The sequence below is a fragment of the Pseudomonas cichorii genome, assembly GCF_018343775.1.
Taxonomy (GTDB): domain Bacteria; phylum Pseudomonadota; class Gammaproteobacteria; order Pseudomonadales; family Pseudomonadaceae; genus Aquipseudomonas; species Aquipseudomonas cichorii.
The window spans coordinates 3,725,615-3,752,527 of the sequence record NZ_CP074349.1 but is presented as its reverse complement, the minus strand read 5'-3'; the positions used below and the strand labels follow the sequence as shown (position 1 = coordinate 3,752,527).

Sequence of the window (26,913 nt, the reverse complement as noted above, 5' to 3'; positions counted from 1 at the left end):
ACCAATGTCGGGGCGTTTTTGTTTCATTTTGTAGGAGCGGTTGGGGTTACTTCGTCAGGCCCGCAATGACCTGCTCGATATTGCCCTGCAACTCGGCTACCGGATTTTCTCCATCGACTCCCAGCACCAGCAGTTTACTGCCTGCCGCAGTGACGGCCGCTTTCACGGGCTCCGGTGGCTGGCGATGGTCCAGCACCAACGCCACATCATTATCCTTGAGCGTTGCCGTCAGCTTTTGCAGGGCCTCGGGTGTCCACTGTTCGTCGGTGAGGACCTGGGTGTCGATCAGTTCCAGATTGAGGCCGCTGATCAGGTAGCCGAAACGGTCGGACAGGCTGACCACGCTCAGATTATCCGCACTGGCCAGGCTGGCTTCGCTGGCAGCGCTGAGTTTGAGCAATTGCTGTTTGAGGGCTGCCAGGTTCGCCTCGATACGCGGTTTGGCTGTCGGAGCCAGGCGCACCAGATCCGCCGCCATCACATCGGCCATGCGGCCCATGTTATTGCTCGCCAGCCAGGGCTGACTGTTCAAGCCATCGACGTTCTGGCCGGGTTGCAAGGCGATGCCCGGCAGGCTGCCATCCACAGGGCGGGCAGCGTCGATTTCGACGATGCGGATATTGCTGCGTCGGGCATTGGGGTAAAGCGGGTCATCGGCCCAGATCGAACGCAGCCCGATCACGGCATCGGCTTCCACGCTCAGTTTGCGCAGGGCTTCGGCACCGCGACCGGTGAAGTAGGCCGTCTGGCGTGAGCCGGGCAGGTTGGCGGCTGCCGCGCGTTCCAGTACCACGCCGCTGTCCTTGAGCAGAATCTGCCCCAGGCCGTAGGTGATGGGCAGGCTGGCCAGAACCCGGACCGGTTCCGGGCTGGCGCTTTTGCTTTCGGCCGCGTACAGGCTGTTGCTGAACAGGCCGCTGAGAGCCAGGGCGAGGGTCAATGTGCGCAGAGTAGGCATTTATCCGATATTCCCTTTGAGGCTGGGGACTGTGCCGCGGGCGATGGCGGCCAGAGCGAAGCCGACGCCCGCCACCAGAATGATCGCCGCGCCTGAAGGCACGGGCAGGTCGAAGACGATAGGCAGCAGGATGCCGCACAAGGTACTGACGGTGGCAATGGCGACCGAAATCCAGAAGAAGCCTTTGAGCGACTGGCTCAACAGTCGTGCGGCGGCTGCGGGGATCACCAGCAGCGCACCCACCAGAATGGCACCGATGACTTTCACGGCAGCCACGGTAATCAGCGTCACCAGAATCACGAACAGGTAATCCAGCGCCTTGACCGCGACGCCTCGCACGGCGGCCAGTTGCGGGTTGAAGCTGGCCAGCATGATGCGGTTGTACAGCGGCAGGCTCAGGCCCATGACCAGCGCGCCGACAATCAGCAGCACCAGCAAGTCATTGCCGTTGACGGTCAGTACCGAGCCGAACAGCACGTTTTCCAGGATGTGAACGTTGATCTTGCCCGCCAGCACCAGCAGTAGGCTGGCGCCCAGTGCCAGGGACACTGAAAGGAACACGCCGATCAAGGTGTCCGGTGCCAGACCGGTGCGGTTGCGCAGGTAATTGAGCACGATGCCGAACAGCAGGCAGTAACCGAACAGGCTGCCATAAGGGCCGGTATAGGGTTCGCCCAGCAGAATGCCGATGGCTACCCCGGTCAGGGCTGCATGGCCCACGGCTTCGGAGAAAAACGCAAAGCGCTTGACCACCACCAGCGTGCCCAGACCGCCCAGCACCGGGCCGATCAACAGACCGGCGAGCAGGGCATTGACCACGAAACCGTAAGCCAGCGCTTCTGGCAGGTAGCCGGACGAAGCCAGGCCTTGAATGAACAGACGGAAGCTTTCGTAATCCATCACGCGGCACTCCCTTGGCTGTCCGCTGCACGCGGATGGGCGGAGAACAGCGTCAGTAGCCGCTCTGGCGTCAGGGCAGTCTGTGCCGACTCATCGAACAATACCCGGCGATTGAGGCCGGTCACGTGATCGGCCAGACGTTTTACGGCTTCAAGATCGTGCTCGATCCACAGTACTGTGATGCCTGCCTGACGCCAGTCGCCCAGCAGACGCTCGAATACCTGAATACCGGCTTCATCGAGGGCCGACATCGGTTCATCAAGCACCAGCAATTGCGGTGCCGGAATCAGACCCTGAGCCAGCAGCACGCGCTGGCGCTCGCCGCCGGACAATGCGCCCATGCGGCGCTTGCGTTTGTCCTGCATGCCGACGCGTTCCAGCGCTTCACCGATGGCTTTCGCGTAGTGGCGGGACAAGCCGAGAAACGCCGGACGACGCTGACACATGGCCGCCATGAAATCATCGACGGTCATGGGCAGGCCACGATCGAATTCCAGCGCCTGAGGTACATAGCCGATCAGGCCGGGTGAGCCGGGCCATTGCAGGCTGAGCTGGCCCTGATGGGGCATCTGCCCGAGCAGGGTCTTGATCAGCGAGCTTTTGCCGCCGCCGTTCGGCCCGACCAGCGCATGCACGCTGCCGGCCCGCACATTGAAGTTGATGCGGTCCAGAATGGTGGTGCGTCCCAGAGTCAGGCTGACATCGGCGAAGGTGACGCCAGGCCCGCGGCTGACGAGGGAAATCGGTTCGGCAGCGGTCATGCGCCAGCCTCCTGAATGGCCCTGACCACGGTGTCCAGATTGCCTTTCATTTCCTTCTCGTACTTGTCGGCGTTGTATTCGCCATAGGAAATGTGCGACAGCGGGTAGAGCTTGACGCCGGATTCACGCTGGATGGTTTCGACGTAAGTGGACGGGAAGTCCATCTCCGAGAAGATCACTTTCACGTCCAGTTCCCGCAACTGGTCGATGGTCTTCTTCAACTGGCTCGGGCTCGGCTCGATACCGTGAGCCGGTTCGACCACGGCCGTGACTTCCAGACCGAATTCACGCAGCAGGTAGTCATAGGCCGCATGCACCGTGGCGACTCGCAGGTCGGCATTGGGGGCCTTGGTGAGTTTGGCCAGGGCGTCGGCGCGCATCTGCCGCAGGCGTTTGCCATAGGCGCGGGCATTGGCGGTGTAGGTCTTGGCGTTGTCGGGGTCAAGTTTGCCCAGTTCGCGGGCAATGTTGTTGACCTGTGCGATAGAGGCGCTGATCGACAGGAAGGTATGCGGGTTGACCACCTTGCCCGCGCCACGAGCCGCAATCCCGGTGGCTGCCAGCAGCGGCACATCGGCGTTGGCTTCGATGGTGGCGATATCCGGTTTTTCGCTGGCGGCGATCATGCGGTCGGCAAAGTCGTCATGGCCCACGCCATTGAGCACGACCACGTCCAGCGAGCCGATACGCTTGATGTCTTCGGCGCGGGGTTCATAGGCGTGCGGGTTGAAACCGGCGGGAATCAGCGGAACCACCTCGGCCTTGTCGCCGACGATATTGCTGACATAGCTGTAGTAAGGATGCAGTGTGATGCCGATCCGCAGGCGCTTGGCCGGGTCGGCGCTGACCAGTGGTGCGAGCAGGGTTGCGAACAGGCCAACCAGTACGACGCGCAGCAATGGACGGCGTTTCAATGAAATAGGCATGGGTAAACAGTCTTCTTTTCAGTGAATGCGTGGGTTCAGTGTCGATGCTGGCGGGTAACCCCGGCATCGAATTGCGCGACGACCTGCTGCCAGCCAGCGCTGATCAGAGCCTGGTCGCCAAGATCGGTCGGTGCAGCCAGCGAGCCTTTGCGGTTGATCCAGATGTCGGCTTCGGCCTTGTCGTCGGCCTCGATGCGCAGCAGGAAGGAGCCGGCGACTGTCGGTGTAGGGCTCAGGCCCAGATAGGAGTGTTCGACCATTTGCCAGGCATGATTGCCCCGGCTGACAGAGCTGGCGTCCTGAGCAAAGGGCGCAAAGCCTTCCTCGGCCAGTTGCTGTGGAGTGACCGGTTCCTGCTGTTCCTGCGTCAGCAGGCGTACTTCGTCCAGTGTCACGCGCAGGTCAGCGTAGATGCCTTGCTCGGCGGCACTCAGGTCGCGACGTGCATCCAGTTGATGGCTGGCAACAGTGTCCGCCTCATGCTTCTCGCCACGCAGGCCTACTACAGTTGCGGCGACACCCAGAATCAGCAGGCACAACAGCAGCACGTAAAGGGTTTCATGACCGGCTCCAGCCGGGCGAACGATCTGTCGGGTTGGCGTACTCATGGGGCCTCGATATCGGCTTGGTCGATTTCCACGACATGGCCGGGGCCTGCATCGAACAGCACATAGAACTCGGCGGAAGGGCGCTTGAAGGTCAGGGTTGAATCCGCGCCCAGCTTGCCGGGCACCAGAATGGTTTCGTCATAGCCGATGACGTCCAGCGTCACCCCCGGCGCGCCGCTGCCATCGGAAAAACCGCCGGTGCAGCGGATCTGCTCGGCGTCGATCTGTTTGCACTCGCACATCGGGTTGTGGGCCAGGGCATTGCCGGCAAAGCCGACGCTCAGCAGGAAGAGGGCGCTGACACCCAACTGGCGTAGCGGGAAGCGTACGATCATTTTTTGGCTCCTTGTTTTTTCAGCCAGGCTACGGTCGTAGGGGAGGCCTGTTGCAGCGCAATTGAGGTCTGATGCACGGATCCGTCCCAGCCCTCCATGGTGATCCACAGGTCCTGATCGGGATCGGTGTTTTCCGGGATCTGCATGAACGCAGTCATGCGATAGGCCACGCCGAAGAAGATCACCCCGGCAGTCCGCAGGCTGCGGGGTTTACCGATGCGCAGGTAAGTTGCCTTGACCTGATCGGCGCAGCTTTCGCACAGCGAGGCATTGAAGTTTTTCATGTAGCCCGAGGCGCCGGAAAAGATCGGCGCTTCATTGCGTTCCTCGGCCAGTTTCATGCTCCATGGCCCGACCTGGATGGTGCCCAGATCCCGCTGCCCGAGCCCCTTGTCGCCCCGGAGCAGGGCGTCATCGGCGAAGTACTTGGGCATGAAACCCAAGGGAATCAGCACCAGCAAGATATTGATATGGAAACGCCATTTGTGCCAGACGCGGCTCAGGGTCGAAACAGGTTGTGCAGTTGCGGCCTTGCTCACAGGTTGTTCTCCGGAATTTCGGTGGCCAGCGACGGTCGTGCTGTTTGTTGTTTCCTGGCGGTGGCCTGTTCGGCCTTGGCATCGCGTTTCAGGGCATTGAGGGTGGCCAGTGCCGTGCGTTTACTCCAGATCAGCAGGCCGCTGAGGACCATCATGCTCAGCAGCAGGCCAAAGAAGGCCCAGATCAGCTTGATCCAGATGCCGCCGAAGTCGCCGGTATGCAGTGGGCGCATGGACTCGGTGACGAACTCCAGATTGTTGCGGTCCGACAACAGGTGTGAGGTGGCGATTTCACCGCTGTACGGGTTGATCTCGGCGGTCTGGTACATCAGCGGATACCAGCTGCGGCCACCGACCTCCATATTGGCGTATGCATTGCTGGGCGGGCTGATGAAGCTGGCTTCCAGGCCGGGAATCCGTTGCTTGGCAATTTCGATGGCCTTGTCCAGGCTGATGGTCGGCGCAGGGCTGCCGTCAGCGGTGAGGGGCACGCTGCTATGGGGAATGATGGACGCCGTCTGGGACTTGCTGGAAATGCTGATCTGGTTATCCCAGAGCAGCGCCTGGATCAGAAACCAGGTGCCGGTGATCGAAATGACGGCAATGAACCAGATCGACCAGATGCCGCTCAGACGATGAAAGTCGCCCCAGAAGATTCGCGCGCCATGGTTGAAGCGCAACGTGGGTTTCAGGAAGCCTTTCCAGAACTTCTTGTAGACCACCAGCCCGGTGATCAGCGACACCAGCATCGGCAGGCCCAGTATCGACACCAGATACCAGCCCCAGGAATAGCCGTTGGTGAAAGGCACCAGCCACCAGCCATGCAGGGCGCGGGTGAATCGGCGGAAGTCGAAGGCCGGCGTGACGCCCTGGATAAGTCCGGTGTAAGGGTTCACATAGGCCGGTACCGAACGCCCGTCGGGGTAGGTGACATTGACGCTCAGGGCGAAATATTCACCGTCCGGCTGCATCATCGTGCCGATGATCAGGTTCGGTTCGTTACGCTCTATGGTGGCCCTGATCTGCTCGAAGCTGAGCCGTGGCGCATCATCCGATGGCTTGACGGCACGCATCTCCGGGTTGGCCAGCCACATGATTTCCTTGCTGACCACCGCCAGCGTGCCGGTGACGCACACGATCAGCACAAAGAACCAGATCGGCAGCGCCAGCCAGCTATGGACGAGAAACCAGATTTTTGAGCGGGACTTCTTTGACATGGGGGAACGGTCTCGATTCACGGTGTCAGAGCGGCCATTTTTTGAAGGGCACAGACTCCTTTTTGTAAAAATACGGTCATGGCTTTTGGCCGATGCTGCCGCTGCATCTAATAAAGACGAATGAGAATGCAAATGATGTAATTATTTCTTTCGTCCAAATGAAAGTAAATGTTTCAAAAGGCGGATGTGAGCTGTCTTTCTGCGGGAAAGGCCTAATTTTCAGGTGGCCGGGTACGTTAAATCAGGACGTCGGTGTTGCGTCAGGCCGTTGGGGCTCGCACGCTTTGCCATCAAGGGAGAGTCATCATGAGTCATGCGTTGAGTTTGAATATCCGGCCATTACGGGCCGGGGCCGGTACCTTGCCCATGCTGGTGGAGGCGCCCGAGCCGGGCCTGGACTTGATGGAAGCCCTGGGCGAGTTCAAACCACTGGTTGCCGAACATCTTTACCGCAGCGGCGGGATCCTGTTCCGCGGCTTCAATGTCGGCGGTGCGGAAGCCTTTCGTGAATTCGCCGCCGGGTTTGGCGACCCGTTGCTCAACTATGAGTTCGGTTCAACGCCGCGCAGCAACGTGACCAAAGGTGTCTACACCTCCACCGAATACCCGGCCCACCAGAGCATCCCCCTGCACAACGAGCAGGCTTACACCCTGGAATGGCCGATGCGCATCTGGTTCTACAGCATGATCGCTGCCGAAACCGGCGGTGAAACCCCGATTGCCGACAGCCGTGAAATCTATCGCCGGATTCCGGCACGCATTCGTGATCGCTTCGTCGAAAAGAAACTCATGTACGTGCGCAATTTCGGCAATGGCCTGGATGTGGACTGGAGTCAGGTGTTCAACACCGAAGACGAAAGTGTTGTCGAAGCCTACTGCCGCGCCCACAACATTCAATGCGAGTGGAAAGACGACGGCGAACTGCGCACCCGGCAGATCTGCCAGGCAGTAGCGCGTCATCCGGTAACTCAGGACATGGTCTGGTTCAACCAGGCGCATCTGTTCCACATCTCCAACCTGCAGCCGGAAGTGCGTGAAACCCTGCTCGATGTGGTGGACGAAGAAGACCTGCCGCGCAACGTCTACTACGGCGACGGCTCAGCCATCGAAGAAAGCCTGCTGGACGAAGTTCGTGGTGTGCTCGATGAGTGCGCCGTCAGTTTCCCCTGGCTGGAAAACGACGTCCTGATGCTGGACAACATGCTCTCGGCCCATGCGCGCTCACCGTTTACCGGCAAGCGCAAGGTGGTAGTGGCTATGGCCAAAGGGCATACCGAATCGGCCAAGTGATGCAGGTCTTCACTTAGCCGTTCTCAAAGTCAGGCGGCGACACAAAGTCTTCAGCCTTGGGCGTCGCTTGAATGCCCTTGGCTTCCTGAGCGCGGTACCAGGCTTCGATGGTGAGCTCTTCACTCAGGCGGGCTTTGATCACGCAGGGTTGTTGCTGCCAGGGATAGCGTTGCAATTGCTCGTTGAGTTTCTTTTCTCCTGAAGTTTTCCAGCCTGTTATTGCTTGATCGCGCCAGCGACGTGAGTTGCGGCCGGTGCTGGCGTCGTGGGCGACGGTGACGGGGTCCAGATGGCGGCTTTGTTCCAGCACCGGAAGGTCGGGCAGAGGTTGGGTGACGTCCATATAGCGTTGCAGGCAATCCCAGAAGGCCAGAGTGTTGGCCTTATCCAGTCCCAGTGAATGCATCTTGGTCGCCAGGTAGATCTTTTTATTGGTGTAGCGGTGATACAGCGTGATCGTGTAGTCATGAGAGCCGTAGCCGCTGGGTAGTAACGTCAGCACCGGATCGAACTCCTCGAAAGGCGCGACAAACAAACGCCGAAAGCGCCGCTTGAAACGCACCATGCCGTCTACCCGATTGAACTCGCTGCCGTCATGGCGGCTGATGGTGCTGTGTAGCCAGAGCAGGCAATCGAAGCCGATGGCACCCATGAAGTAAAGGAGGGTGCCTCCCCAAAAGGCGATGTGCATTTCGCTACTGCCCCAGAGCGTTCCTTTTAGCCAGAGGACGATGGCTGCGCAGATAAAAAAACCAGATATCTGAACGTGGTGGAGATATTTGTTTTCAGTCATGTAAAAAACTAAGGAGCCAATCATTAGTGCAGTCGATAAAAGAGCTATTAACAATGTCAGTGCTGTATCTGGATCACCATATCCAAGCTCCTCCGGGATTGGGGATAAAATCCATGTGCTCCATGGACCCCATATAAGGAAAAAGCTCATTATTTTAGAAACAAATAAAAGGTACGGAATCTTGCTGGAGTTCTGAAAGCGCCAGCGCTTTGCATCGCAATACACCTCCTGTTTTTTGCCCGCTTCTTCTTGCGTCTGATAGATCCGATGCTCTTCGCACTCCAACTGCAGAGTGATTTCCGTAGCCGAGTCCAGCCCGGCGTAATGACCGAAGGCAAGGTGTGTATTGAACAGGCCATTACGGTTAATATGAGCAAGCGATCTCGGTGGCGGCAGTGGTTCCTGGCTGTCGCTGCGGTAAGCGCTATTGGCGTAGGCGTTCATATCTGTGACTCGTCGTAATCAGCGCGTCGCGCAAAGTCCTCAGCCTTGGGCGTCGCTTGAATGCCCTTGGCTTCCTGAGCGCGGTACCAGGCTTCGATGGTGAGTTCTTCGCTCAGGCGAGACTTGATGACGCAGGGTTGTTGCTGCCACGGATAACTCTGCAATTGCTCATTGAGTTTCTTTTCTCCCGAGGTTTTCCAGCCGGTTAGTGCCTGATCGCGCCAGCGGCGAGGGTTGCGGTCGGTGCTGGCGTCGTGGGCGGCGGTGACCGGGTCCAGATGGCGGCTTTGCTCCAGCACCGGTAAATCGGGTAGCGGTTGGGTGACGTCCATATAGCGTTGCAGGCAATCCCAGAAGGCCAGGGTATTGGCCTTGTCCAGCCCCAGTGAATGCATCTTGGTCGCCAGATAGATCTTCTTGTTGGTGTAGCGGTGATACAGCGTGATCGTATAGTCATGGGATCCGTAACCGCTGGGCAGCAGCGTCAGCACCGGATCGAATTCCTCGAAAGGCGCGACAAACAAACGCCGGAAACGCCGCTTGAAACGCACCATGCCGTCTACCCGATTGAACTCACTGCCGTCGTGGCGGCTGACCTTGCTGTGCAGCCAGAGCAGGCAATCGAAACCGATGGCACCCATGAAGTAGAGGAAGGTGCCCAGCCAGAAGGAAATATGCATTTCACTGTTGCCGAAGAGAGAGCCTTTTAGCCAGAGGACAAGGCTTGTGCAGATAAGGAGTCCGGCAATCTGAATGTAATGAACGATTTCTTTTCCGGTCATGTACAAGGTGAGGGAGGTAAACATCAAACCTACTGATAGAGCGGCTATTAAGACGGTGATTTCAGTCGTCACGTTTCCATATGCCAGTTCAAGAATAACTGCATAGAAAGTTCCCATACCCCAAAGCGCCCATGTGAAGGGGAAGGCCATTAGCTTGGATAAAAATAGCAGGTGTGGAATCTTACTGGAGTTTTGAAAGCGCCAGCGCTTTGCATCAAAATACACTTCCCGTTTTTCACCACGTTCTTCCTGCTTCTGATAAGTCTGATGTTCTTCGCACTCCAGTTGCAGAGTGATTTCCGTAGCCGGGTCCAGCTCGGCGTAATGACCAAACGCAAGATGGGTGTCGAAAAGGCCATTACGGTTGAGATGGGCATGCGAACTTGGTGGAGGTAGTGATCCTTTGTTGTCGCTGCGATAGGCGCTATTGGCGTAGGGAGTATCAATATTTGCGTTCATATACGGTGCTCGATGGTTTCGATCTGCCAATACAGAGGAGGGCTACTCTCTGGGTTGCCATTGGGTGCTCGGCGGTGGGCAGGCATAAAAGGCTTCCACTTTTTGGGGTGGGGTTGCGGAAGTAGCAACGGTGGGCTGCCCGGTTCTGCATGCAACTCGATTTGGGTACTGATTTTCAGCCCTTCGGTTCTGACGGTGCGGCTGATGGGAAAGGTGGTTTCAATGAAAGAGGGCAAGACATATAGAACGGTGGTCGTATCCAGTGGTACCGCCGCCAGTTTCGGGTTGCCCGCTGTTTGCCAGTGATAGTGCTGGCCAGTGAAGGCCATACCGGTTTCCATATTTGATTGAAACTCATGGGCCAGCAACTGAAAGTGTTGGGGGCTATTGCTGAGCATCCCCAGTAGGGGAGTACTCAAGGTCACGACCCAATCCTGATCGTCCAGGACTTGAGCGTTGGGTGTGATGGTTTGCATATGTGTATTTGTCGGACGTTTGCGTTGCTCGTCGGCGTTTAACAGTGCCTCAAGATGATGTGTCGGGGCTTTTCTGCGCCAGTCGCCGAGTCGCATTGCATTAATCTTGGGTTCGCTTAGAAGCCCCGTTAATTGCTGATAAGCAATGAGCGGATCTTTTAAGTGTAGAAATTCTTTAGGCGAATCTTCAGCGGCAGAGTCTGTACCGAGGGGGCCATAACGCACGGCAAACTCGATTGCATCGTCAGCAAATATATTGGCAAGCACTGCTCCGCCAATCACCAGTGCTGCCCCTATCAAAAGTGCAATGGGGTTGATGGTAAGACCTATGGTATAGGCTAGCCATATTAAATTTCCCGCTGTAATGGCTGCATAACTTGCTGATAGCGCGTAATTACTATCGCGATAGTTTCGATAGACGTCCCAAGCACTTGTTGTTGCACTAAGCAATGTAGCTATGCCACCAAAGGCGCGCAGCAGAGGCAGCTTGGGACTGCCTGTTTGTTTTTCGAGGTTTTTTGCCCAGCGGGACGAGATTTCCGCTACGTTGATACGCGGTTTGGTCAGATAGTTTTGGATAGTTTTACCGAAGAGAAGTTTGCTGTGTCCTCCTAGTGCTGCAACAAGATCAGCTAAAGCGCTGCCCGCTCCAAAAATTCCCCGAAAACTTTCTTCACTAGCTTTGAACTCTTCAATCGCTTCTATCTGCACCATCAAGTTAAAAACCGCAAACCCCACCATCGACGTAGGCACCACCTTGGTCTTCTCCATCCCCTGCGTCAGCGCTCCAAAGTTCACCCGAAAGTTGCTGTAGCGAGCCAGTTCGGGATGGCCCTCAGGGAGGGCAAGCACCGTGACATTACGCAGCATCGGGGCGTTCTTGCCTTGGCCTTTGGCGCTGGTGCTGCCCAGGTTTTCGCCGGAATGGCTGTGCAGGGTGGCGTAGCGGTAGTTCTTGCGGGTCAGTTCGCTGCGTTCGCTGTCGGTCAGGCCTCTGCGCAAGCCTGGGCCTTGAACGCCGATCACCACATAGTTGCCGGCCAGTGCTTCGCCCATGGGCATCAGGCGGATGCCCGCCATCTTTGTCGAGAGGGTCGAGAGGGTGTTGAAGGTCGGGGTGAATAGCCGGTCGAGCTTGATCTTTATGCTGCTGTTTGACAGTCGGCTGAGTTGCGCCACGACGCTGGCACCGAAGATATCCAGCAGGTCGCCCATGAAGTACGCGAAGGTCTTGCCTATGCCGGGCCAGTCCACTTTTTCGGCAAATGAGGCGCTGAGCATCAGGGTGCTCAGGCCCATGGCTTCTGGCTGGGGTGCTTCATTGCGGTCGCGCAGGGCAATCAGGCGTTTGAGCAGTTCTGGCGGTTGTCCGGTGTCTGTGGCCAGCAGCATGGTGCCCAGAGGGTGATCGGCCTGCAGTATGTTTGCGACCAATGCCCTGATCGAGGTTTCCAGCGCTGTAATGTCCTTTTCAATCCACAGCGCATCCGCCTGGGCGGGTGTGTATTCGAGGGCACCCAGAGCATCTGTCATCAGGCTGTAGGGTTCCAGCAAGGCCTCGTCGTGGCGATAGGTCCAGTCCATGAGGACTGCGGGGAGTTTCCTGTCGAGTACATGGACCAGTCGCGCCATGTGCATCGCCAGCGATTTGCGTCCGGACTTGCGTTCCTGCTCGAACACCGTTTCATGAAACCTGGGCAGGTCGATCCGCCCTTTCAGGTGGGCGTACTCCCCACCCACGGCGCTGTACAGCACCTGGGCATATTGTCCGTGGGGCTGGAAGGCAATCAGGGCATTCAAGGTTTGCAGGTAGGAAACACAGTTGCGTATCTGCGCAGTCGCATGGCGTACGGCAAACAGCGGGTCTTCAAGAATGAGAGCGACCAGATGTGTGTTGTCCCGCAGCTTGTAAGTGTCCAGCAGATCGACGCCCGCTTCCATTTCGGGCAGTGGCGCAGGCGGTTGCTGTTTGAGGTGTTGCGCCAGTTGCTCCTGACGCCTTTGCAAGCGTTTGAGCAGCGTTTCATCGCTGAACGCCGCAAACTCCGGCGTGAAATCCAGAGGGTCTTCCATGGCGCTTTCAATATTGAAGTCTCTGGCACGCATGCCTTTGCGAATGAAGCTGACCGGTAGGCTCGGGTTGTCCTGTGTGGTGGTCCATTGTTTCGAGCCCGCCACGGCGGTGTCCCAGATGCGTGCAATAGGCTGACAACGAGCCTTGATCCGGCTGGCGTCGCTTTCAAGCCATTGGATGTATTCCCAGCTCCAGGGCAGTTCGCTGTAGGCCATCCGTAGCTGGTCGGCGACAAAGCGGCCCTGCAGCAGCATCGGCAGCAGAATCACCTGCTGTTTGACGGCCACCGGGTCGCGCTTGTCGGCATTGCCCAGTTGTTGTGCGACCGCGCGCCAGTGAGCGACATCCACCTCGAACAGTTGGCCCTGGCCATCGGTTTCCAGCTCTCGCCACAGGACGTCGCGCCAGAACACATAAATTCGCCCCCGCCGAGGCAGGCCGCCTCTGGGATATTCATTGGGTTGGTCATAACCGGGAAGACGCGCCAGAGGCAGAACAGAGAGCAGCGTATTGCGCTGAATGCTTTCTTCCTCTCTGGTGCTCAGGGCATCGGGGAGCAGGGGGATGTGCAGCACGCCGCCATCGGTGCGAGGGACCTGCAAAGCCAGCCGCGCACGCTGATCATTGAGGTACTCGGTATGCTTGCGGGTGCCTTGATTAATGGACTTGTCGTTGAACGTTTTCATGGCTGTTCCTCCGGGCCCAGCAGAATCACCTGGCTGCCCTGATCGGGATCGCCCCACACATCGACGATCAGCGCCTCGGGCCCCTTGCTGGAGGTGGATGTTTCGGTTTTGGGTGGGGTCTGCACGGCCAGAAGTTTTCTGCCGGATGGGGATGTATCTGCCGCCTTGGGAGCAATGGGCAGTACGGGCGGCAATTCGGTCCCTATACCCGGCCAGCCGCCCTGGTTGGTCCTGACCAGTGGCCCGTTGATGCTGACGCCACTGTGATCGATCTTGATAAAGCTGCCGCCGACCCTGAGGGTCAGTTCCATACCCGCATCGATCACTGTCTTGTCGCCGGACTTGAGATGGATTTCCTGACCGGCCTCGACCAGTTGCGCCATCCCCACCTTGATGTTCTGAACCTGAGCAATGCTCAGGTGATCGTTCGCCCTGATTTCCACCTTGCGGTCGGCGTTGACGGTGCAGTGCTCTTCGGCCCCGAATTCGCTGTAGCTGTTGGCCTCGACCCGGTCGTGGCGCTCGTTGCCGACATGGATCTTCTGGTCGTGGCCGATGCTCTGGTCCCAGTTGCGCTGGGCGTGGATGAAGATCTGTTCCTGATCCTTGCGGTCCTCGATGCGCAACTCGTTTGAGCCACCGCCGCCGGGGCTGCTCAAGGTCTTGAAGACGCTGCGGGTGCGGTGTTCGGGCAAGGCGTAGGGCGGGGTGTTTTCGGCGTGGTACAGGCAACCGGTCACCAGTGGCTGATCGGGGTCGCCTTCCAGAAAAGTCACCAACACTTCCATGCCGACCCGTGGCAACACGACAGCACCATAGCGATTGCCCGCCCAACCGGACGACACCCGCAGCCAGCAACTGCTTCTGGCATCCTGCTGGCCCTCGCGGTCCCAGTGGAACTGCACCTTGATCCGGCCATGTTTGTCGCAATGGATTTCCTGATCCTGTGGGCCGGTGACTATTGCCGTCTGGCTGCCCGAAATACGGGGTTTGGGGTGACGAAGAGGCGGGCGGTAGAAAGCGTCCCACGGTGTACTCCGAAAGGTATTGCGATAGCCCTGCCAGTCAGAGGGGGCTGCCGACTCCTCCAGCACCTGCGGTTGGAAGCCTTCGTGGCGAATTTCGGTCAGCAGCCAGAGATGATTCCAGTCCTTGTGCGGGTGCCCGGTCAGGTCCAGAAAGTGGCCGCTGACCAGCCGTGGCTGATCGCTGTGGCCTTCGGCGAGGCGGTAATCATGGCGGTGGCGTTCCAGTGCTCGCCGGGCCAGGAGGTTGCCACGCTCACGGTTGCTGAAACGGCCGGGGTAATCGTAGTCCTCAAGGTCGGGTAGGGTTTTGTTTTGGACTTCGCTTTCAAGGGGAGCCAGTGGTTTCTGAAAGTCATAATCCCGCCGCGTGGTGCGAGTGCTGCGGGTTTCCAGGCGGACATTGAAACGTTTGACCACTGGCCCGTCGGGCGGCATTCCGCTGTCCTGTCGATAGCTCAGAGGCGCTAGCTTGGGAAAGACTGTCTGGTCATCGCCGAATACCAGCCGGTGCATGCTTGGGCTGTGCTGGAAGTGATAGTGCAGGCCTTCTTCTTCACAGAGACGCTGGATGAAATGCAGGTCCGATTCGTCGTACTGCACGCAGTATTCGCGCTTTGGGTAGGGCAGACCGAGCTGGAAGTGATAGCGGTCGGCAAGGATGCCGTGGTCCTGTAGAACCCGGGCAATGATGTCGGGCACGGACTGCTGCTGGAAGATGCGCTGATTGATGCGATGGCCCAGGTAGGCGAGGTGCGGTCGCAGGGTCATGGCGTAGTGGGTCAGTCGCTTGCGGGAGTCGCCCTGGGCGATACGGTCGATCAAGCCATGTACGCCAGCTTCGTCGGGGCCGAACTGCATAAAGGCCGAGCGATTGAGCAGGCTGTCCAGATCCTGCGCCGGGTTTTCGCTGACCAGTTCCAGCTCAAAGGCAAAGGGCTGGCTGATGGACTCTGTGCCGGTAAAGGCCAGTACCTTGAAGTCGTGTTTGACGTCTTGCAGGTGCAGGCTGAAATGCACTTGATGGGCGGGTGCGGACATCCCTTGTTCCTCCGTCTGTATGGGCAATAACACCCGTTGAGCGGAGAGACGTCTGTCAAAAACCATGCCGGTTGATTTTTATCCAGCCAATACAAGCACATGGCATTTTGCTGTTTGAAAAAGAGGCGACTTTTTCGGCAAAAAGTGCGCAAGAGCTTGCGCACCCGCGCAATTCTTTGCGCAGTGGCCAAAAGTCTTTAAATACAAGGCTTTCAGCGATTATTAGCATTTTTGCATGCGCATGTTTTTGCGCATAAGGGCGATGTGCTACCGACCCTTAATTTCCGTTAAATATTTTGCTTCCAGTTCGTTCTTGTTCATACGACCAAGCCTCATGGTCAGGCCTATTCAGCAAGGACCCACTGCATGAATCCCGAACACGCCCATAAACTGGCTCGCCGTTTTGTCGAGTTGCCCCCTGAAAAGCGTCGGTTGTTTCTCGACGGTATGCGCCAGGAGGACATGGACTTTTCGTTGTTCCCGATCCCGTCCTGTGTTGGGCTTGTTGAGCGTGATGGCTTGTCCTATGCCCAGCAGCGCATGTGGTTTCTCTGGCAGCTCGACCCTGAAAGCTCCGCCTATAACCTGCCGATGTCGGTGTGCCTGAACGGCTCGCTGGATGTTGCGGTGCTGGAGCAGGCATTCAGTGCCTTGGTAGAGCGCCATGAAAGCCTGCGCACGACCTTCGGTCAGGAGGGGGAGCGTGCATTCCAGCGGGTGGCCGAGCCTGCGCCGGTGACCATCGAATTGCTGGACCTGAGCGTCTTGCCAGCAGAGCAGCGCTGGTCGAAGGCGCATCTGGAAATGGCCCGGCAGGCCGAGCAGTCCTTTGATCTGGAAAAAGGCCCGCTGTTCAGCATTCGCCTGTTGCGTCTGCAAGAGCAGGAGCATGTGTTGCTGTTGAACCTGCATCACATGATCACCGACGGCTGGTCGATGAATGTACTGATCGATGAATGGTTGCGCGGCTACGATGCGCTGATTGCCGGCAAGCCTCTGCAACTGAATCCGCTGGCCGTGCAGTACCGCGATTATGCGTTGTGGCAGCGCAGTTGGCTGGAGGCGGGTGAGCAGGAACGTCAGCTCGATTACTGGCGTGCGCATCTGGGTGAAGAGCATCCGGTGCTGGAGCTGCCCACCGACCGGCCACACCCGGCGTTGCCGACGCATCAGGGCGCGCGTCTTGAAATCTCGCTGGATACCGCGCTGTTGCGCGACCTGAAAACCCTGGCCCAGCGCCAGGGCGTCACCTTGTTCGTGGTGTTGCTGGCCTCCTTCAAGAGCCTGCTGCATCGCTACAGCGGGCAGACCGATATCCGCGTCGGCGGGTTGATTGCCAACCGTACGCGCAGTGAAACCGAAGGCCTGATCGGCTGCTTCATCAACACCCAGGTGCTGCGCAGCGAAGTGACGGCGGGCACCCGTTTTGTCGATCTGTTGCAGACCGTGCGTCAGGCGGCGATGGGCGCGCAATCGCATCAGGAATTGCCGTTCGACGCCGTGATCGATGCCTTGCAGCCTGAGCGTAGTCAGAGCCATAACCCGCTGTTCCAGGTGATGTTCAACCATCAGCCGGTGGTTGCCGATCTGTTGGACAAGCAATTGGAAAGCGGCCTGCGGGTCGCGAATCTGCCAGCGGAACAACAGGCCGCCGCCGGGCGTGCCCATGCTGCCGCCAGCGACCTGATGCTGGCCACCAGTGGTGAAGGCGAACAGCTCAATGCCGCCTTTACCTATGCCACCGATATCTTCGACGAGGCGACCATCGCCCGTCTGGCCGGGCATTGGCGCAATCTGCTGGCCTCGGCTTGTGCCAATCCACAGCAGTCGGTGGGTGACTTGTCGATGCTGGCGGCTGAGGAGCGTCAGCCATTGCTGGATGTGGATGCCGCGCCACGGGCCAGCATTGCCACGCCCGCGCATCGTCTGTTTGAGGCGCAGGTCAAGCGCACGCCCCAGGCTCCGGCTCTGGTCATGGCGGGCGAACGCCAGGCTCCCGGTCTGAGCTACGAACACCTGAATACACTCAGCAATCGTCTGGCTCATCGTTTGCGTGAGCAGGGTGTGGGTCCCGACGTGCTGGTGGGCATTGCTTTGGGGCGCTCTCTGGAGATGGCCGTGGCCTTGCTGGCGGTGCTCAAGGCGGGCGGGGCCTATGTGCCACTGGACCCCAAGACACCTGCCGAGCGTTTGAGTCATGTGTTGCAGGACAGCGGTCTCAAATGGCTGCTGACTCGCAGCGAACTGCTGCACGATCTGCCGCCGCTGGGTGATATCCAGTGCCTGTGTCTGGACCTGCTGGATGAACAGGCTGAAGCCGCTGAGCATGATCTGGACGTCGGCGTCGATCCGGCCAATCTGGCTTACGTGATCTACACCTCCGGCTCCACCGGCCGTCCCAAGGGCGTGGCTATCAGTCATGGCGCACTGGCCGAGTTCGTCACCCTGGGTGCGGCCTATAGCGACTTGCGCGAAGGTGATCGGGTCCTGCAATTCGCCACCAACAGTTTCGATGGCTTTGTGGAGCAGTTCTATCCGCCGCTTTGCCATGGCGCGTGTGTGGTGCTGCGTGATGATCGACTCTGGGACAGCAGCACCTTCCATCAGGCGGTTGTCGAGCACGGCATTACCCTGGCGGACCTGCCCGCCGCGTACTGGCTGACCCTGGTTCAGGATTACGCCGCCCGGCCGCCCGCGCACTATGGCGCGTTGCGTCAGATCCATGTGGGCGGCGAGGCCATGGCGGTGGAAGGTTTGCGCTTGTGGCGCAAGGCCGGGCTGGGTCATGTGCGTCTGCTCAACACCTACGGGCCGACCGAGGCCACGGTGGTGTCGAGCATTCATGATTGCAGCGCATTAACGCCTGAAACCGTTTCCTGGCGCGGCGTGCCGATTGGTCAGGGGCTGGCGGGACGTCGTCTGTACGTGCTCGACGATCAGTTGAACCTGCTGCCCCAGGGCGCGGTGGGTGAGTTGTATATCGGTGGGCCGGGTCTGGCCCGGGGTTATCACGGTCAGCCAGCGCTGAGCGCCGAGCGTTTTATCGCCGACCCGTTCGTGGCGGGTGAACGGCTTTATCGCACCGGCGACCGGGCGCGGCTGGGAGCTGATGGCGCACTGGAGTACATCGGTCGCGTCGATCATCAGGTGAAGATTCGCGGCTTCCGGATCGAGCTGGGAGAAATCGAATCGCGCCTGCAGCAGTGCTCCGGCATTCGCGAAGCGGTGGTTCTGGCGCTGCCACTGGCGGGTAGCACGCAACTGGTGGCTTATCTGGTGCCTGAAATCGCGGCCACCGGCGATGCCGAACAGGCGGCGTTGCGTCAGGGTATCAAGGCACAACTGCAAGCCAGCCTGCCGGACTACATGGTGCCCACCCATCTGCTGCTCTTGCCGAACCTGCCCCTGACCCCCAGCGGCAAGCTCGACCGCAAGGCCTTGCCGGTTCCCGACCCGAGCCAGTTGCGAGCCACGTATCGCGCACCGCAAACCGAGTTGCAGATCTGTCTGGCTGCCATCTGGGTGGAAGTGCTGCATGTGCCGCAAGTCGGGCTGGATGACCAGTTTTTCGAACTGGGCGGTCATTCCCTGCTCGCCGCGCAAGTGATTGCCCGGATCAAGACGCAACTGGGCGTCAGCCTGCCGCTGCGCACCCTGTTCGAGAAACCTGTGCTGAGCGATCTGGCCGCAGAAGTGGCGCTGCTCACCGATGACACGGCCGACAACGACTGGAGCGACATGGACCAGTTCATGGATTCACTGGAGGAATTTGGCGCATGACCGGGACTACTGCTGCACGTATCGCTAAACGCTTTGTCGGGCTGCCCCTGGAACAGCGTCAACAGTTCCTCGCCAGACTGCGCCAGGAAGGCAAGGACTTCAGCCTGTTGCCGGTGCCGGTCAGCCGCCATGATTTCGACGAGATTCCGCTGTCTTTCGCGCAACAGCGCCTGCTGTTTCTCTGGCAGCTCGACCCGCTGAGCGATGCCTACAAGATGACCACCGGCCTGCGTCTGCGCGGTCAGCTGGATGAGTCGGCGCTGCTGTGTTCGTTCGATCATCTGATCGAGCGTCATGAGGTATTGCGCACGGTCTTCCACACCGAAGGCGACCAGCCGCGGCAAGTGATCCTCAGCAACCAGAGTGTGGCGCTGGAACGTATCGATCTGTCGGCGTTGTCGGTGGATGTTCGCGAGGTCGAACTGGCTCAGCAGGTCGAGCAGAGCACTCGCCAGCCGTTCGATCTGCAGAAAGGCCCGCTGTTGCGTGCCAGCCTGTATCGCCTGGCTGACGACGAACACGTGCTGGTGGTGAGCATGCATCACATCGTCTCCGATGGCTGGTCCATGGATGTGATGATTCAGGAGTTCGTGCACTGCTATCAGGCTTACAGCGAGTGTCGCGAGCCGGTGCTGCCGGAGTTGCCTTTGCAGTACGCCGACTATGCGATCTGGCAGCGCAAGTGGCTGGAAGCAGGTGAGGGCGAGCGGCAACTCGATTACTGGCGTCAGCAACTGGGCGACGAGCAGCCTCTGCTGGATGCCGCCCATGATTTTCAGCGTCCGGCGACCCAGAGTTTTCAGGGCGAGCGCCTGAAGTTCGACTTCGGCCTCGATCTGTCCCGACAACTGAATGCCTTTGCCCGCAGCCAGGGCATGAGCCTGTTCATGCTGGTGCTGGCCGGGTTTTCCCTGTTTCTGTCCCGCAAGGCCGGGCAGCGGGATATCCGCATCGGCGTGCCCAATGCCAACCGTGGCCGGGCTGAAACCGAAGGCCTGATCGGCTTTTTCATCAACACCCAGGTGCTGCGCTGCGAAGTGGACGAGCGTCTGAGCTATCTCGATCTGCTGGCCCGGATTCGTGAAACGTCCTTTGGTGCCCAGGCCCATCAGGACGTGCCGTTCGAGCAACTGGTGGATCAACTGGCACCGGAGCGCAGCCTGGGGCACAACCCGCTGTTCCAGGCCAAGTTCAACCAGAACGTGGTGCTCAAGCAGAAAGTGGCCCTCAGACTGCCGGGTCTGGAGGTCAGCGAGTACGAGTTCCACAAGGACGGTGCGCATTTCGATCTGGCGCTGGATATCACCGACGACGGCACGCTGATTCATGGCGATATGACCTTTGCCAGCGACCTGTACAAACGCTCGACTGTCGAGGGCTTCATTCCGGCGCTGCTTGAGCTGTTCAAGACCCTGCTCGCAGCTCCGGAGGCGCCCTTGTTCAGCCTCGGCGCGTTGTCGGTTCAGCCTTCGCAAGTTGCCCGTGAACCTGCCGCACAGGTGCTGCAACAGTGGCAGGCTCAGGTCGAAAAGCAGCCCGATGCTCTGGCCGCCCGTTGCCTTGAACGCACCGTGACCACTGCCGGGCTGGATCAGGCGGCCAATCGTCTGGCCCATCATCTGGTGAGCCTGGGCGTGAGCGAAGGCCAGCCCGTGGCGGTGCTGATGGAACGCTCGCTGGACTGGCTCACGGCGGTGCTGGCGATCTTCAAGGCGGGTGGCGTCTACATGCCGCTGGACGTCAAGGCGCCGGATGCGCGTTTGCAACAGATGCTTGAAGGTGCCGGTGCCCGGATGCTGCTGTGTGCCGAAGGCGATCAGCGCCAGACTTCGCTGGCAGTGGCCGGTTGTCAGGGCCTGGCCTATGTGCCGAGCCTCTGGCAGCACCAGCCTGCTACTAATCCTGGCATCGTGGTTTCGGCGCAGTCGCTGGCCTATGTGATTCATACCTCCGGCTCCACCGGCCAGCCCAAGGGCGTGCTGGTCAGCCATGGCGCGCTGGCCAGTTATGTACGCGGCCTGCTTGAGCGTCTGGAACTGGCAGCGGACGCCAGCATGGCGCTGGTCTCGACCATCGCCGCCGACCTGGGCCATACCGTGCTGTTCGGTGCCCTGTGTTCCGGGCGTCCGTTGCATGTGTTGACCGAAGCCCTGGGCTTCGATCCGGACGGCTTTGCCGAGTACATGGCCGAGCATCGCGTCGGCGTGCTGAAAATCGTCCCCGGCCATCTTGCGGCCCTGTTACAGGCTGCCAATCCCGCCGACGTGCTGCCACAGCATGCGCTGATTGTCGGTGGCGAGGCGTGTCCGCCAGCCTTGTTCGAGCAGGTTCGTCAGCTCAAACCGGGCTGCCGCTTCATCAACCACTATGGCCCCAGTGAAACCACGGTGGGCGTGCTGACCCATGAAGTCCAGGTGATCGATCCGTCCCGTTCCGTACCGGTGGGGACGCCATTGCCGGGGGCTCATGCCTACGTGCTGGACGATGTGCTGAACCCGAGCGAAGAGCAGGTCGCGGGTGAGTTGTACATCGGCGGCGACAGCGTGGCGCTGGGCTATCTCGGGCAGCCGGGCCTGACGGCCGAGCGCTTTGTGCCGGACCCCTTTGCCGGGGAAGGGCAGCGGGTCTATCGCAGCGGTGACCGGGTGCGTCGCAGCCGTCAGGGGCTGCTGGAATTCATCGGTCGCAGCGACGATCAGGTAAAAGTGCGCGGCTATCGCGTGGAGCCTGCCGAAGTGGCGCGGGTACTGCTGCGTTTCGAGTCAGTGGCCGAGGCTGCGGTGGTGGCGCAAGCGGTTGAAAGCGACGAATCCCGCCTGCAACTGGTGGCCTATTGCGTGGCCGCTGCGGGCACGACGTTGCAGGTCGAAACCCTGCGCGAGCAACTGACCGCCAGCCTGCCGGAATACCTGGTGCCCGCGCAGTTCGTGGTGCTGGAGCGTCTGCCGCTGACCGCCAACGGCAAGCTGGACAAGCGTGCGTTGCCCACGCCGGGGGTGGTCAAACAACGCTATACCGCGCCGGTCGGCGAGATCGAGGAAAAGCTCGCCGCCGTCTGGGCCGATGTACTCAAGCTGGAGAAGGTCGGCACGACCGATAACTTCTTCGAGTTGGGCGGGGATTCGATCCTCAGCCTGCAAATCATCGCCCGTGCCAAGCGTCAGGGCCTCAAGCTGAGCCCCAAGCAACTGTTCGAGAAACAGACCATCGCCCAGTTGGCGACGGTGGCCAAACTGATCCAGAAGAAGCCCGCAGCAGTCGTCGAGCAGGTGAGCGGCAACTTGCCGTTGCTGCCGATTCAGGCGCGTTTCTTCGAGATGAACATTCCCGAGCGCCATCACTGGAACCAGTCGGTGATGCTCAAGCCCAACAGCCCGCTGGAAGCCAGTCATCTGCTGGCAGCCTTGCAGGCTCTGATCGAGCAGCATGACGCTCTGCGCCTGGGCTTTGCCCAGCAGGACGGCCAATGGCAGGCGACCTTCGGGCCGCTGAACACCCGCGACTTGTTGTGGGAACACGAACTCAATGACCGGTCGCGCCTGACCGAACTGGCTGACGAAGCCCAGCGCAGCCTGGATCTGAAAAACGGCCCTCTGCTGCGAGCCGTGCTGGTGAACCTGCCCGAAGACGAGCAGCGCCTGCTGCTGGTCATCCATCACTTGGTAGTAGATGGCGTGTCGTGGCGTGTCTTGCTGGAAGACCTGCAACAGGCTTACGTTGCGCTGAATACCGGCAAGGCTCTGGCGTTGCCGACCAAGACCAGTTCCCTCAAGGCCTGGGCCGAGCAACTGCATCGTTATGCCGCCAGCGAAACCCTGGCTGCCGAACGTGATTACTGGCGACAAACCCTCAGTGGCGATATCCAGCCGTTGCCTTGTGACAATCCGCTCGGCACGCAACGCAATCGCGACGTTGCCCATGCTTCGTCCTGGCTGAGCAAGGACCTCACCCACAAGCTGCTCAAGGTGGCGCCTGCGGCTTACCGGACTCAGGTCAACGACCTTCTGCTGACCGCGCTGGCGCAGGTGCTGTGCCAGTGGAGCCAGCAGCCATCGGTGTTGATCCAGCTTGAAGGCCATGGCCGCGAAGACCTGTTTGACGATATGGACCTGAGCCGCACGGTCGGCTGGTTCAGCAGCCTGTTCCCGGTCAAGGTGACACCGCAGGCCGATACGGGCGCAAGCATCTGCGGCATCAAGGAGCAATTGCGCGCGGTGCCGAACAAGGGCGTCGGCTATGGCGTTTTGCGTTATCTGGGCGATGCCGGTTTTGGTCATGAACTGGCCGCCTTGCCGCAAGCACAGGTCACCTTCAACTACCTGGGGCAATTCGACGGCAGCTTCAATGAGCGTGACGGCGCGCTGTTTGTGCCGAGCGCTGACAGCTGCGGCCATGCCTTGAGTGAAGACGGGCCGTTGAGCAACGGGTTGAGCATCAACGGCCAGGTCTTCAATGGTCAGTTGCAACTGGACTGGGCGTTCAGTGCCGAGGTGTATCAGGCTTCGACCATCGAGGCTCTGGCGCATCAGTACGAGCAGGCGCTGACGGCTGTGATCGAGCATTGCCTCAATGGCCAGCAGGGCGTCACGCCATCGGACTTCCCGCTGGCGGCCCTGACTCAGGTGCAACTGGATCGCTTGCCGATTGCTGCCGGGAATATCGACGATATCTACCCGCTGGCACCGATGCAGCAGGGCATGTTGTTCCATAGCCTTTTCGAGCAGGAAGCGGGCAACTACATCAACCAGTTGCGCGTCGATGTGTCGGGCCTGGACGTCGAACGCTTCAAGGCGGCGTGGCAAGCTTCTGTGGATGCCCATGAAGTGCTGCGCAGTGCATTTGTCAGCCATCTGGAGCACTCGCTGCAAGTGGTGCAACGTCAGGCCATCGTGCCCTTTGTCGAACTGGATGCCCGCAATCAACAGGCGACGTGGCTGGATGACTGGGCGCAGGCCGACCGCCAGAAAGGCTTCGATCTGACCCAGGGGCCATTGTTGCGTCTGGCGCTGCTGCGCACGTCGGACACTGCCCATCACCTGATCTACACCAGCCACCATATCCTCATGGACGGCTGGAGCAGTTCGCGCCTGTTGGGTGAAGTGCTGCAACGCTACAGCGGCCAGCCGCTGCCACAGCAGAGCAGCCGTTATCGCGATTACATCGAGTGGCTGCAACGCCAGGATGCCCAGGCCAGCGAGCGTTTCTGGACCGAACAGGTGGCCGAACTGGACGAGCCGACCCGTCTGGTCCAGGCGCTTAAATCCAGTGCAGGCGGGCAGGGTTATGGCGATTACTTCCACCTGATCGATGCGGCGGGCACTCAACGCTTGGGTGATTTCGCCCGCGAGCAGCGCGTGACGCTGAACACGCTGGTGCAATCGGCGTGGCTGCTGCTGTTGCAGCGCTACACCGGGCAGGCCAGCGTCACCTTCGGTGCCACCGTGGCAGGGCGTCCGGCTGACTTGCCGGGTGTCGAAGAGCAGTTGGGCCTGTTCATCAACACCTTGCCGGTCATCGCCAGCCCGCGACCTGAACAGACCGTCGCTGACTGGGTGCAGCACGTGCAGGCCAAGAACCTTGCCTTGCGTGAGTTCGAGCATACGCCGCTGTACGACATCCAGCGTCTGGCGGCCAGCGGCGGCGAGGCGTTGTTCGACAATATTCTGGTGTTCGAGAACTACCCGGTGTCCGAGGCCTTGCAACAGGCTCCGGCAGGTTTGGCTTTCAGTGGGTTGCACAATCAGGAACAGGCGCATTACCCGCTGACCCTGGTTGTCGAAGCCGGCGACGTGTTGTCGGTGCGTTTCAGCTACGACCGCCAGCACTTTGGTGCAGAGGCCGTGGCGCAACTGGCCAGCCATTTCGACTACTTGCTGCAAACCTTGAGCGCAGCACCATCGACCTCGTTGGGCGAGCTGGCGTTGCCGACTGGCTGGACGCAAGCCGTGAAGGCGTGGCCAAGTACGCAGTGTGCCCACCAACTGATTGAAACCCAGGCCGCTCGCGTGCCGCAGGCCATTGCCCTGACGCTGGGCAATGAGCAACTGACTTACGACGCACTGAACCGTCGCGCCAACCAGCTGGCTCACAAGCTGCGCGAGCAGGGCGTTGGCCCGGATGTGCGGGTCGGTCTGGCGGTGGAGCGCAGCCTGGAAATGATCGTCGGCCTGCTGGCGATTCTCAAGGCGGGTGGCGCCTATGTGCCGCTGGACCCGGATTCCCCATCTGAGCGCCTGAACTACCTGATGGACGACAGCGGCATTGCCCTGTTGCTGACCCAGGATCACTTGCTGACCAGCCTGCCGCTGCCGCCGCAGGTACAGACCTTGTCGCTGAGCGATTCCCTGAGTGGTTATGCCGACAGCAACCCGGTCAACCTGACGACACCGGATAACCTGGCCTACGTGATCTACACCTCGGGTTCCACTGGCAAGCCAAAAGGTACGCTGCTGCCGCATCACAACCTGATGCGCCTGTTCGCGGCCACCGATGACTGGTTCAAGTTTGACGATCAGGACGTGTGGACGCTGTTCCATTCCTACGCCTTCGACTTCTCGGTCTGGGAGATTTTCGGCGCCTTGCTGCACGGCGGTCGCCTGGTCATCGTGCCCCGCGACGTCAGTCGTTCGCCGGAAGACTTCCATGTCTTGCTGGCGCAGGAGCAAGTCACGGTGCTGAACCAGACGCCATCGGCGTTCAAGCAGTTGATGCGGGTGGCGTGTGAATCTCAAACGCCATTGGCACTGCGTACTGTTGTGTTTGGCGGCGAAGCTTTGGACGTCACCAGCCTGACTCCCTGGTTCGAGCGCTTTGGCGACCAGAGCCCGCAATTGATCAATATGTACGGCATCACCGAAACCACGGTTCACGTGACCTATCGCCCGATCACCCAGGCGGACACCCTGAGTGCCGCCAGCCCGATTGGCGAAGCGATTCCTGATCTGTCCTGGTACGTGCTGGACGCGGACTTCAACCCGGTAGCGCTGGGATGCAGCGGTGAGCTGCATATCGGCCATGCCGGTCTGGCGCGGGGTTATCACAACCGCGCAGCCCTGACGGCCGAACGCTTTGTGCCGGACCCGTTCTCTCAGGACGGCGGTCGCCTGTATCGCACCGGCGACCTGGCCCGTTACCGAGCGGAAGGCGTGATCGAGTACGCCGGACGTATCGACCATCAGGTGAAGATTCGCGGCTTCCGTATCGAACTGGGTGAAATCGAGGCGCGCCTGCTGGCTCAGGCCAGCGTTCGCGAAGTCACCGTGCTGGCGCTGGACGGGCAACTGGCCGCGTATCTGGTGCCTCAGGATTCAAGCATCGATCCGCAAACCCTGCGCGAAGAACTGAAAACTTCACTCAAAGCGCATCTGCCGGATTACATGGTGCCGACCCATTTCGTGGTGCTGGACGCCATGCCGCTGACCGGCAACGGCAAGCTGGACCGCAAGGCCTTGCCGAAACCGGATGCCAGCCAGTTGCAGAACAGCTATGTGGCACCGCACAGCGAGCTGGAACAGCAACTGGCGGCCATCTGGGCGGACGTGCTGAAAGTCGAACGGGTCGGCCTGAACGACAATTTCTTCGAGCTGGGCGGCCACTCGCTGGTGGCGGTGCAGGTGCTGGTTCGGGTGCGCGAGCAATTGCAGCACGAGGTTTCGTTGAAAGAGTTGTTCGAACAACCTTGCGTGGCGGGGCTGGTTGCCGTGATCCAGCAAAAAAATGGCAAAAGTGACCCTGCACTGGACGAATTGACTAAATCACTGGAGGCACTCAAACGTTTATCAGCGGAGGAAATTGATAATTTGATTGCTTAGCAGGAGAG

The 26,913-nt window shown here is 59.8% G+C and carries 15 protein-coding genes; 3 read left to right on the top strand and 12 right to left on the bottom strand.

What is annotated here, in order from left to right; all coding sequences use genetic code 11:
- Window positions 1-46: 46 nt before the first annotated feature.
- Genes KGD89_RS15590 through KGD89_RS15555 form a run of 8 tightly spaced genes read right to left on the bottom strand, consistent with a single transcriptional unit; the run spans window position 47 to window position 6,244 of the window.
- Window positions 47-958 carry a metal ABC transporter solute-binding protein, Zn/Mn family gene (locus tag KGD89_RS15590; RefSeq protein WP_025260697.1) on the bottom strand — a complete coding sequence of 304 codons (912 nt, stop codon included), beginning with the start codon at window positions 956-958 and terminating at the stop codon, window positions 47-49.
- Window positions 959-1,858 carry a metal ABC transporter permease gene (locus KGD89_RS15585; protein WP_025260696.1) on the bottom strand — a complete coding sequence of 300 codons (900 nt, stop codon included), beginning with the start codon at window positions 1,856-1,858 and terminating at the stop codon, window positions 959-961.
- Window positions 1,858-2,619, bottom strand: a complete 762-nt coding sequence (locus KGD89_RS15580; RefSeq protein WP_025260695.1) for a metal ABC transporter ATP-binding protein — start codon at window positions 2,617-2,619, stop codon at window positions 1,858-1,860. The genes KGD89_RS15585 and KGD89_RS15580 overlap by 1 nt, the downstream gene beginning before the upstream one ends.
- On the bottom strand, window positions 2,616-3,545 hold the full coding sequence (locus KGD89_RS15575) for a metal ABC transporter substrate-binding protein (protein ID WP_025260694.1): 930 nt from the start codon (window positions 3,543-3,545) through the stop codon (window positions 2,616-2,618). Before KGD89_RS15575 ends, KGD89_RS15580 begins: the two co-directional genes overlap by 4 nt.
- Before the next feature lie 35 nt (window positions 3,546-3,580).
- Window positions 3,581-4,153 (bottom strand): DUF6162 family protein, encoded by a 573-nt coding sequence (locus KGD89_RS15570; protein ID WP_025260693.1) that lies wholly within the window; start codon window positions 4,151-4,153, stop codon window positions 3,581-3,583.
- On the bottom strand, window positions 4,150-4,488 hold the full coding sequence (locus KGD89_RS15565) for a hypothetical protein (protein ID WP_025260692.1): 339 nt from the start codon (window positions 4,486-4,488) through the stop codon (window positions 4,150-4,152). Before KGD89_RS15565 ends, KGD89_RS15570 begins: the two co-directional genes overlap by 4 nt.
- Entirely contained in the window at window positions 4,485-5,027 is a 543-nt protein-coding gene (locus tag KGD89_RS15560) for a hypothetical protein (RefSeq protein ID WP_025260691.1), read from the bottom strand. The genes KGD89_RS15565 and KGD89_RS15560 overlap by 4 nt, the downstream gene beginning before the upstream one ends.
- Window positions 5,024-6,244 carry a PepSY-associated TM helix domain-containing protein gene (locus KGD89_RS15555; protein ID WP_025260690.1) on the bottom strand — a complete coding sequence of 407 codons (1,221 nt, stop codon included), beginning with the start codon at window positions 6,242-6,244 and terminating at the stop codon, window positions 5,024-5,026. The genes KGD89_RS15560 and KGD89_RS15555 overlap by 4 nt, the downstream gene beginning before the upstream one ends.
- A gap of 306 nt (window positions 6,245-6,550) precedes the next feature.
- Here KGD89_RS15555 and KGD89_RS15550 point away from each other — a divergent pair, with 306 nt between their 5' ends.
- The gene (locus KGD89_RS15550; protein ID WP_025260689.1) at window positions 6,551-7,534 is read left to right on the top strand and encodes a TauD/TfdA family dioxygenase; all 984 of its coding nucleotides are present in this window, start codon (window positions 6,551-6,553) and stop codon (window positions 7,532-7,534) included.
- A 13-nt stretch (window positions 7,535-7,547) separates the two neighbouring features.
- Here the strand turns inward: KGD89_RS15550 and KGD89_RS26025 are convergent, their stop codons facing one another.
- The 4 genes from KGD89_RS26025 to tssI are packed head-to-tail and all read right to left on the bottom strand — an operon-like array spanning window position 7,548 to window position 15,314.
- The gene (locus KGD89_RS26025; protein WP_236250089.1) at window positions 7,548-8,771 is read right to left on the bottom strand and encodes a hypothetical protein; all 1,224 of its coding nucleotides are present in this window, start codon (window positions 8,769-8,771) and stop codon (window positions 7,548-7,550) included.
- The gene (locus KGD89_RS26020; protein ID WP_244165754.1) at window positions 8,768-10,042 is read right to left on the bottom strand and encodes a hypothetical protein; all 1,275 of its coding nucleotides are present in this window, start codon (window positions 10,040-10,042) and stop codon (window positions 8,768-8,770) included. Before KGD89_RS26020 ends, KGD89_RS26025 begins: the two co-directional genes overlap by 4 nt.
- Window positions 10,009-13,248, bottom strand: a complete 3,240-nt coding sequence (locus KGD89_RS15535) for a hypothetical protein (RefSeq protein ID WP_025260685.1) — start codon at window positions 13,246-13,248, stop codon at window positions 10,009-10,011. The genes KGD89_RS26020 and KGD89_RS15535 overlap by 34 nt, the downstream gene beginning before the upstream one ends.
- Entirely contained in the window at window positions 13,245-15,314 is a 2,070-nt protein-coding gene (tssI, locus tag KGD89_RS15530; protein ID WP_025260684.1) for a type VI secretion system Vgr family protein, read from the bottom strand. The genes KGD89_RS15535 and tssI overlap by 4 nt, the downstream gene beginning before the upstream one ends.
- 366 nt (window positions 15,315-15,680) lie before the next feature.
- Here tssI and KGD89_RS15525 point away from each other — a divergent pair, with 366 nt between their 5' ends.
- Together KGD89_RS15525 and KGD89_RS15520 are read left to right on the top strand one after the other, a co-directional pair.
- A complete protein-coding gene (locus KGD89_RS15525; protein ID WP_025260683.1) occupies window positions 15,681-19,094 on the top strand; it encodes a non-ribosomal peptide synthetase in 3,414 nt (1,137 codons plus the stop codon).
- Complete coding sequence (locus KGD89_RS15520) at window positions 19,091-26,905, top strand: non-ribosomal peptide synthetase (RefSeq protein WP_025260682.1); 7,815 nt, start codon at window positions 19,091-19,093, stop codon at window positions 26,903-26,905. Before KGD89_RS15525 ends, KGD89_RS15520 begins: the two co-directional genes overlap by 4 nt.
- Window positions 26,906-26,913: the final 8 nt, after the last annotated feature.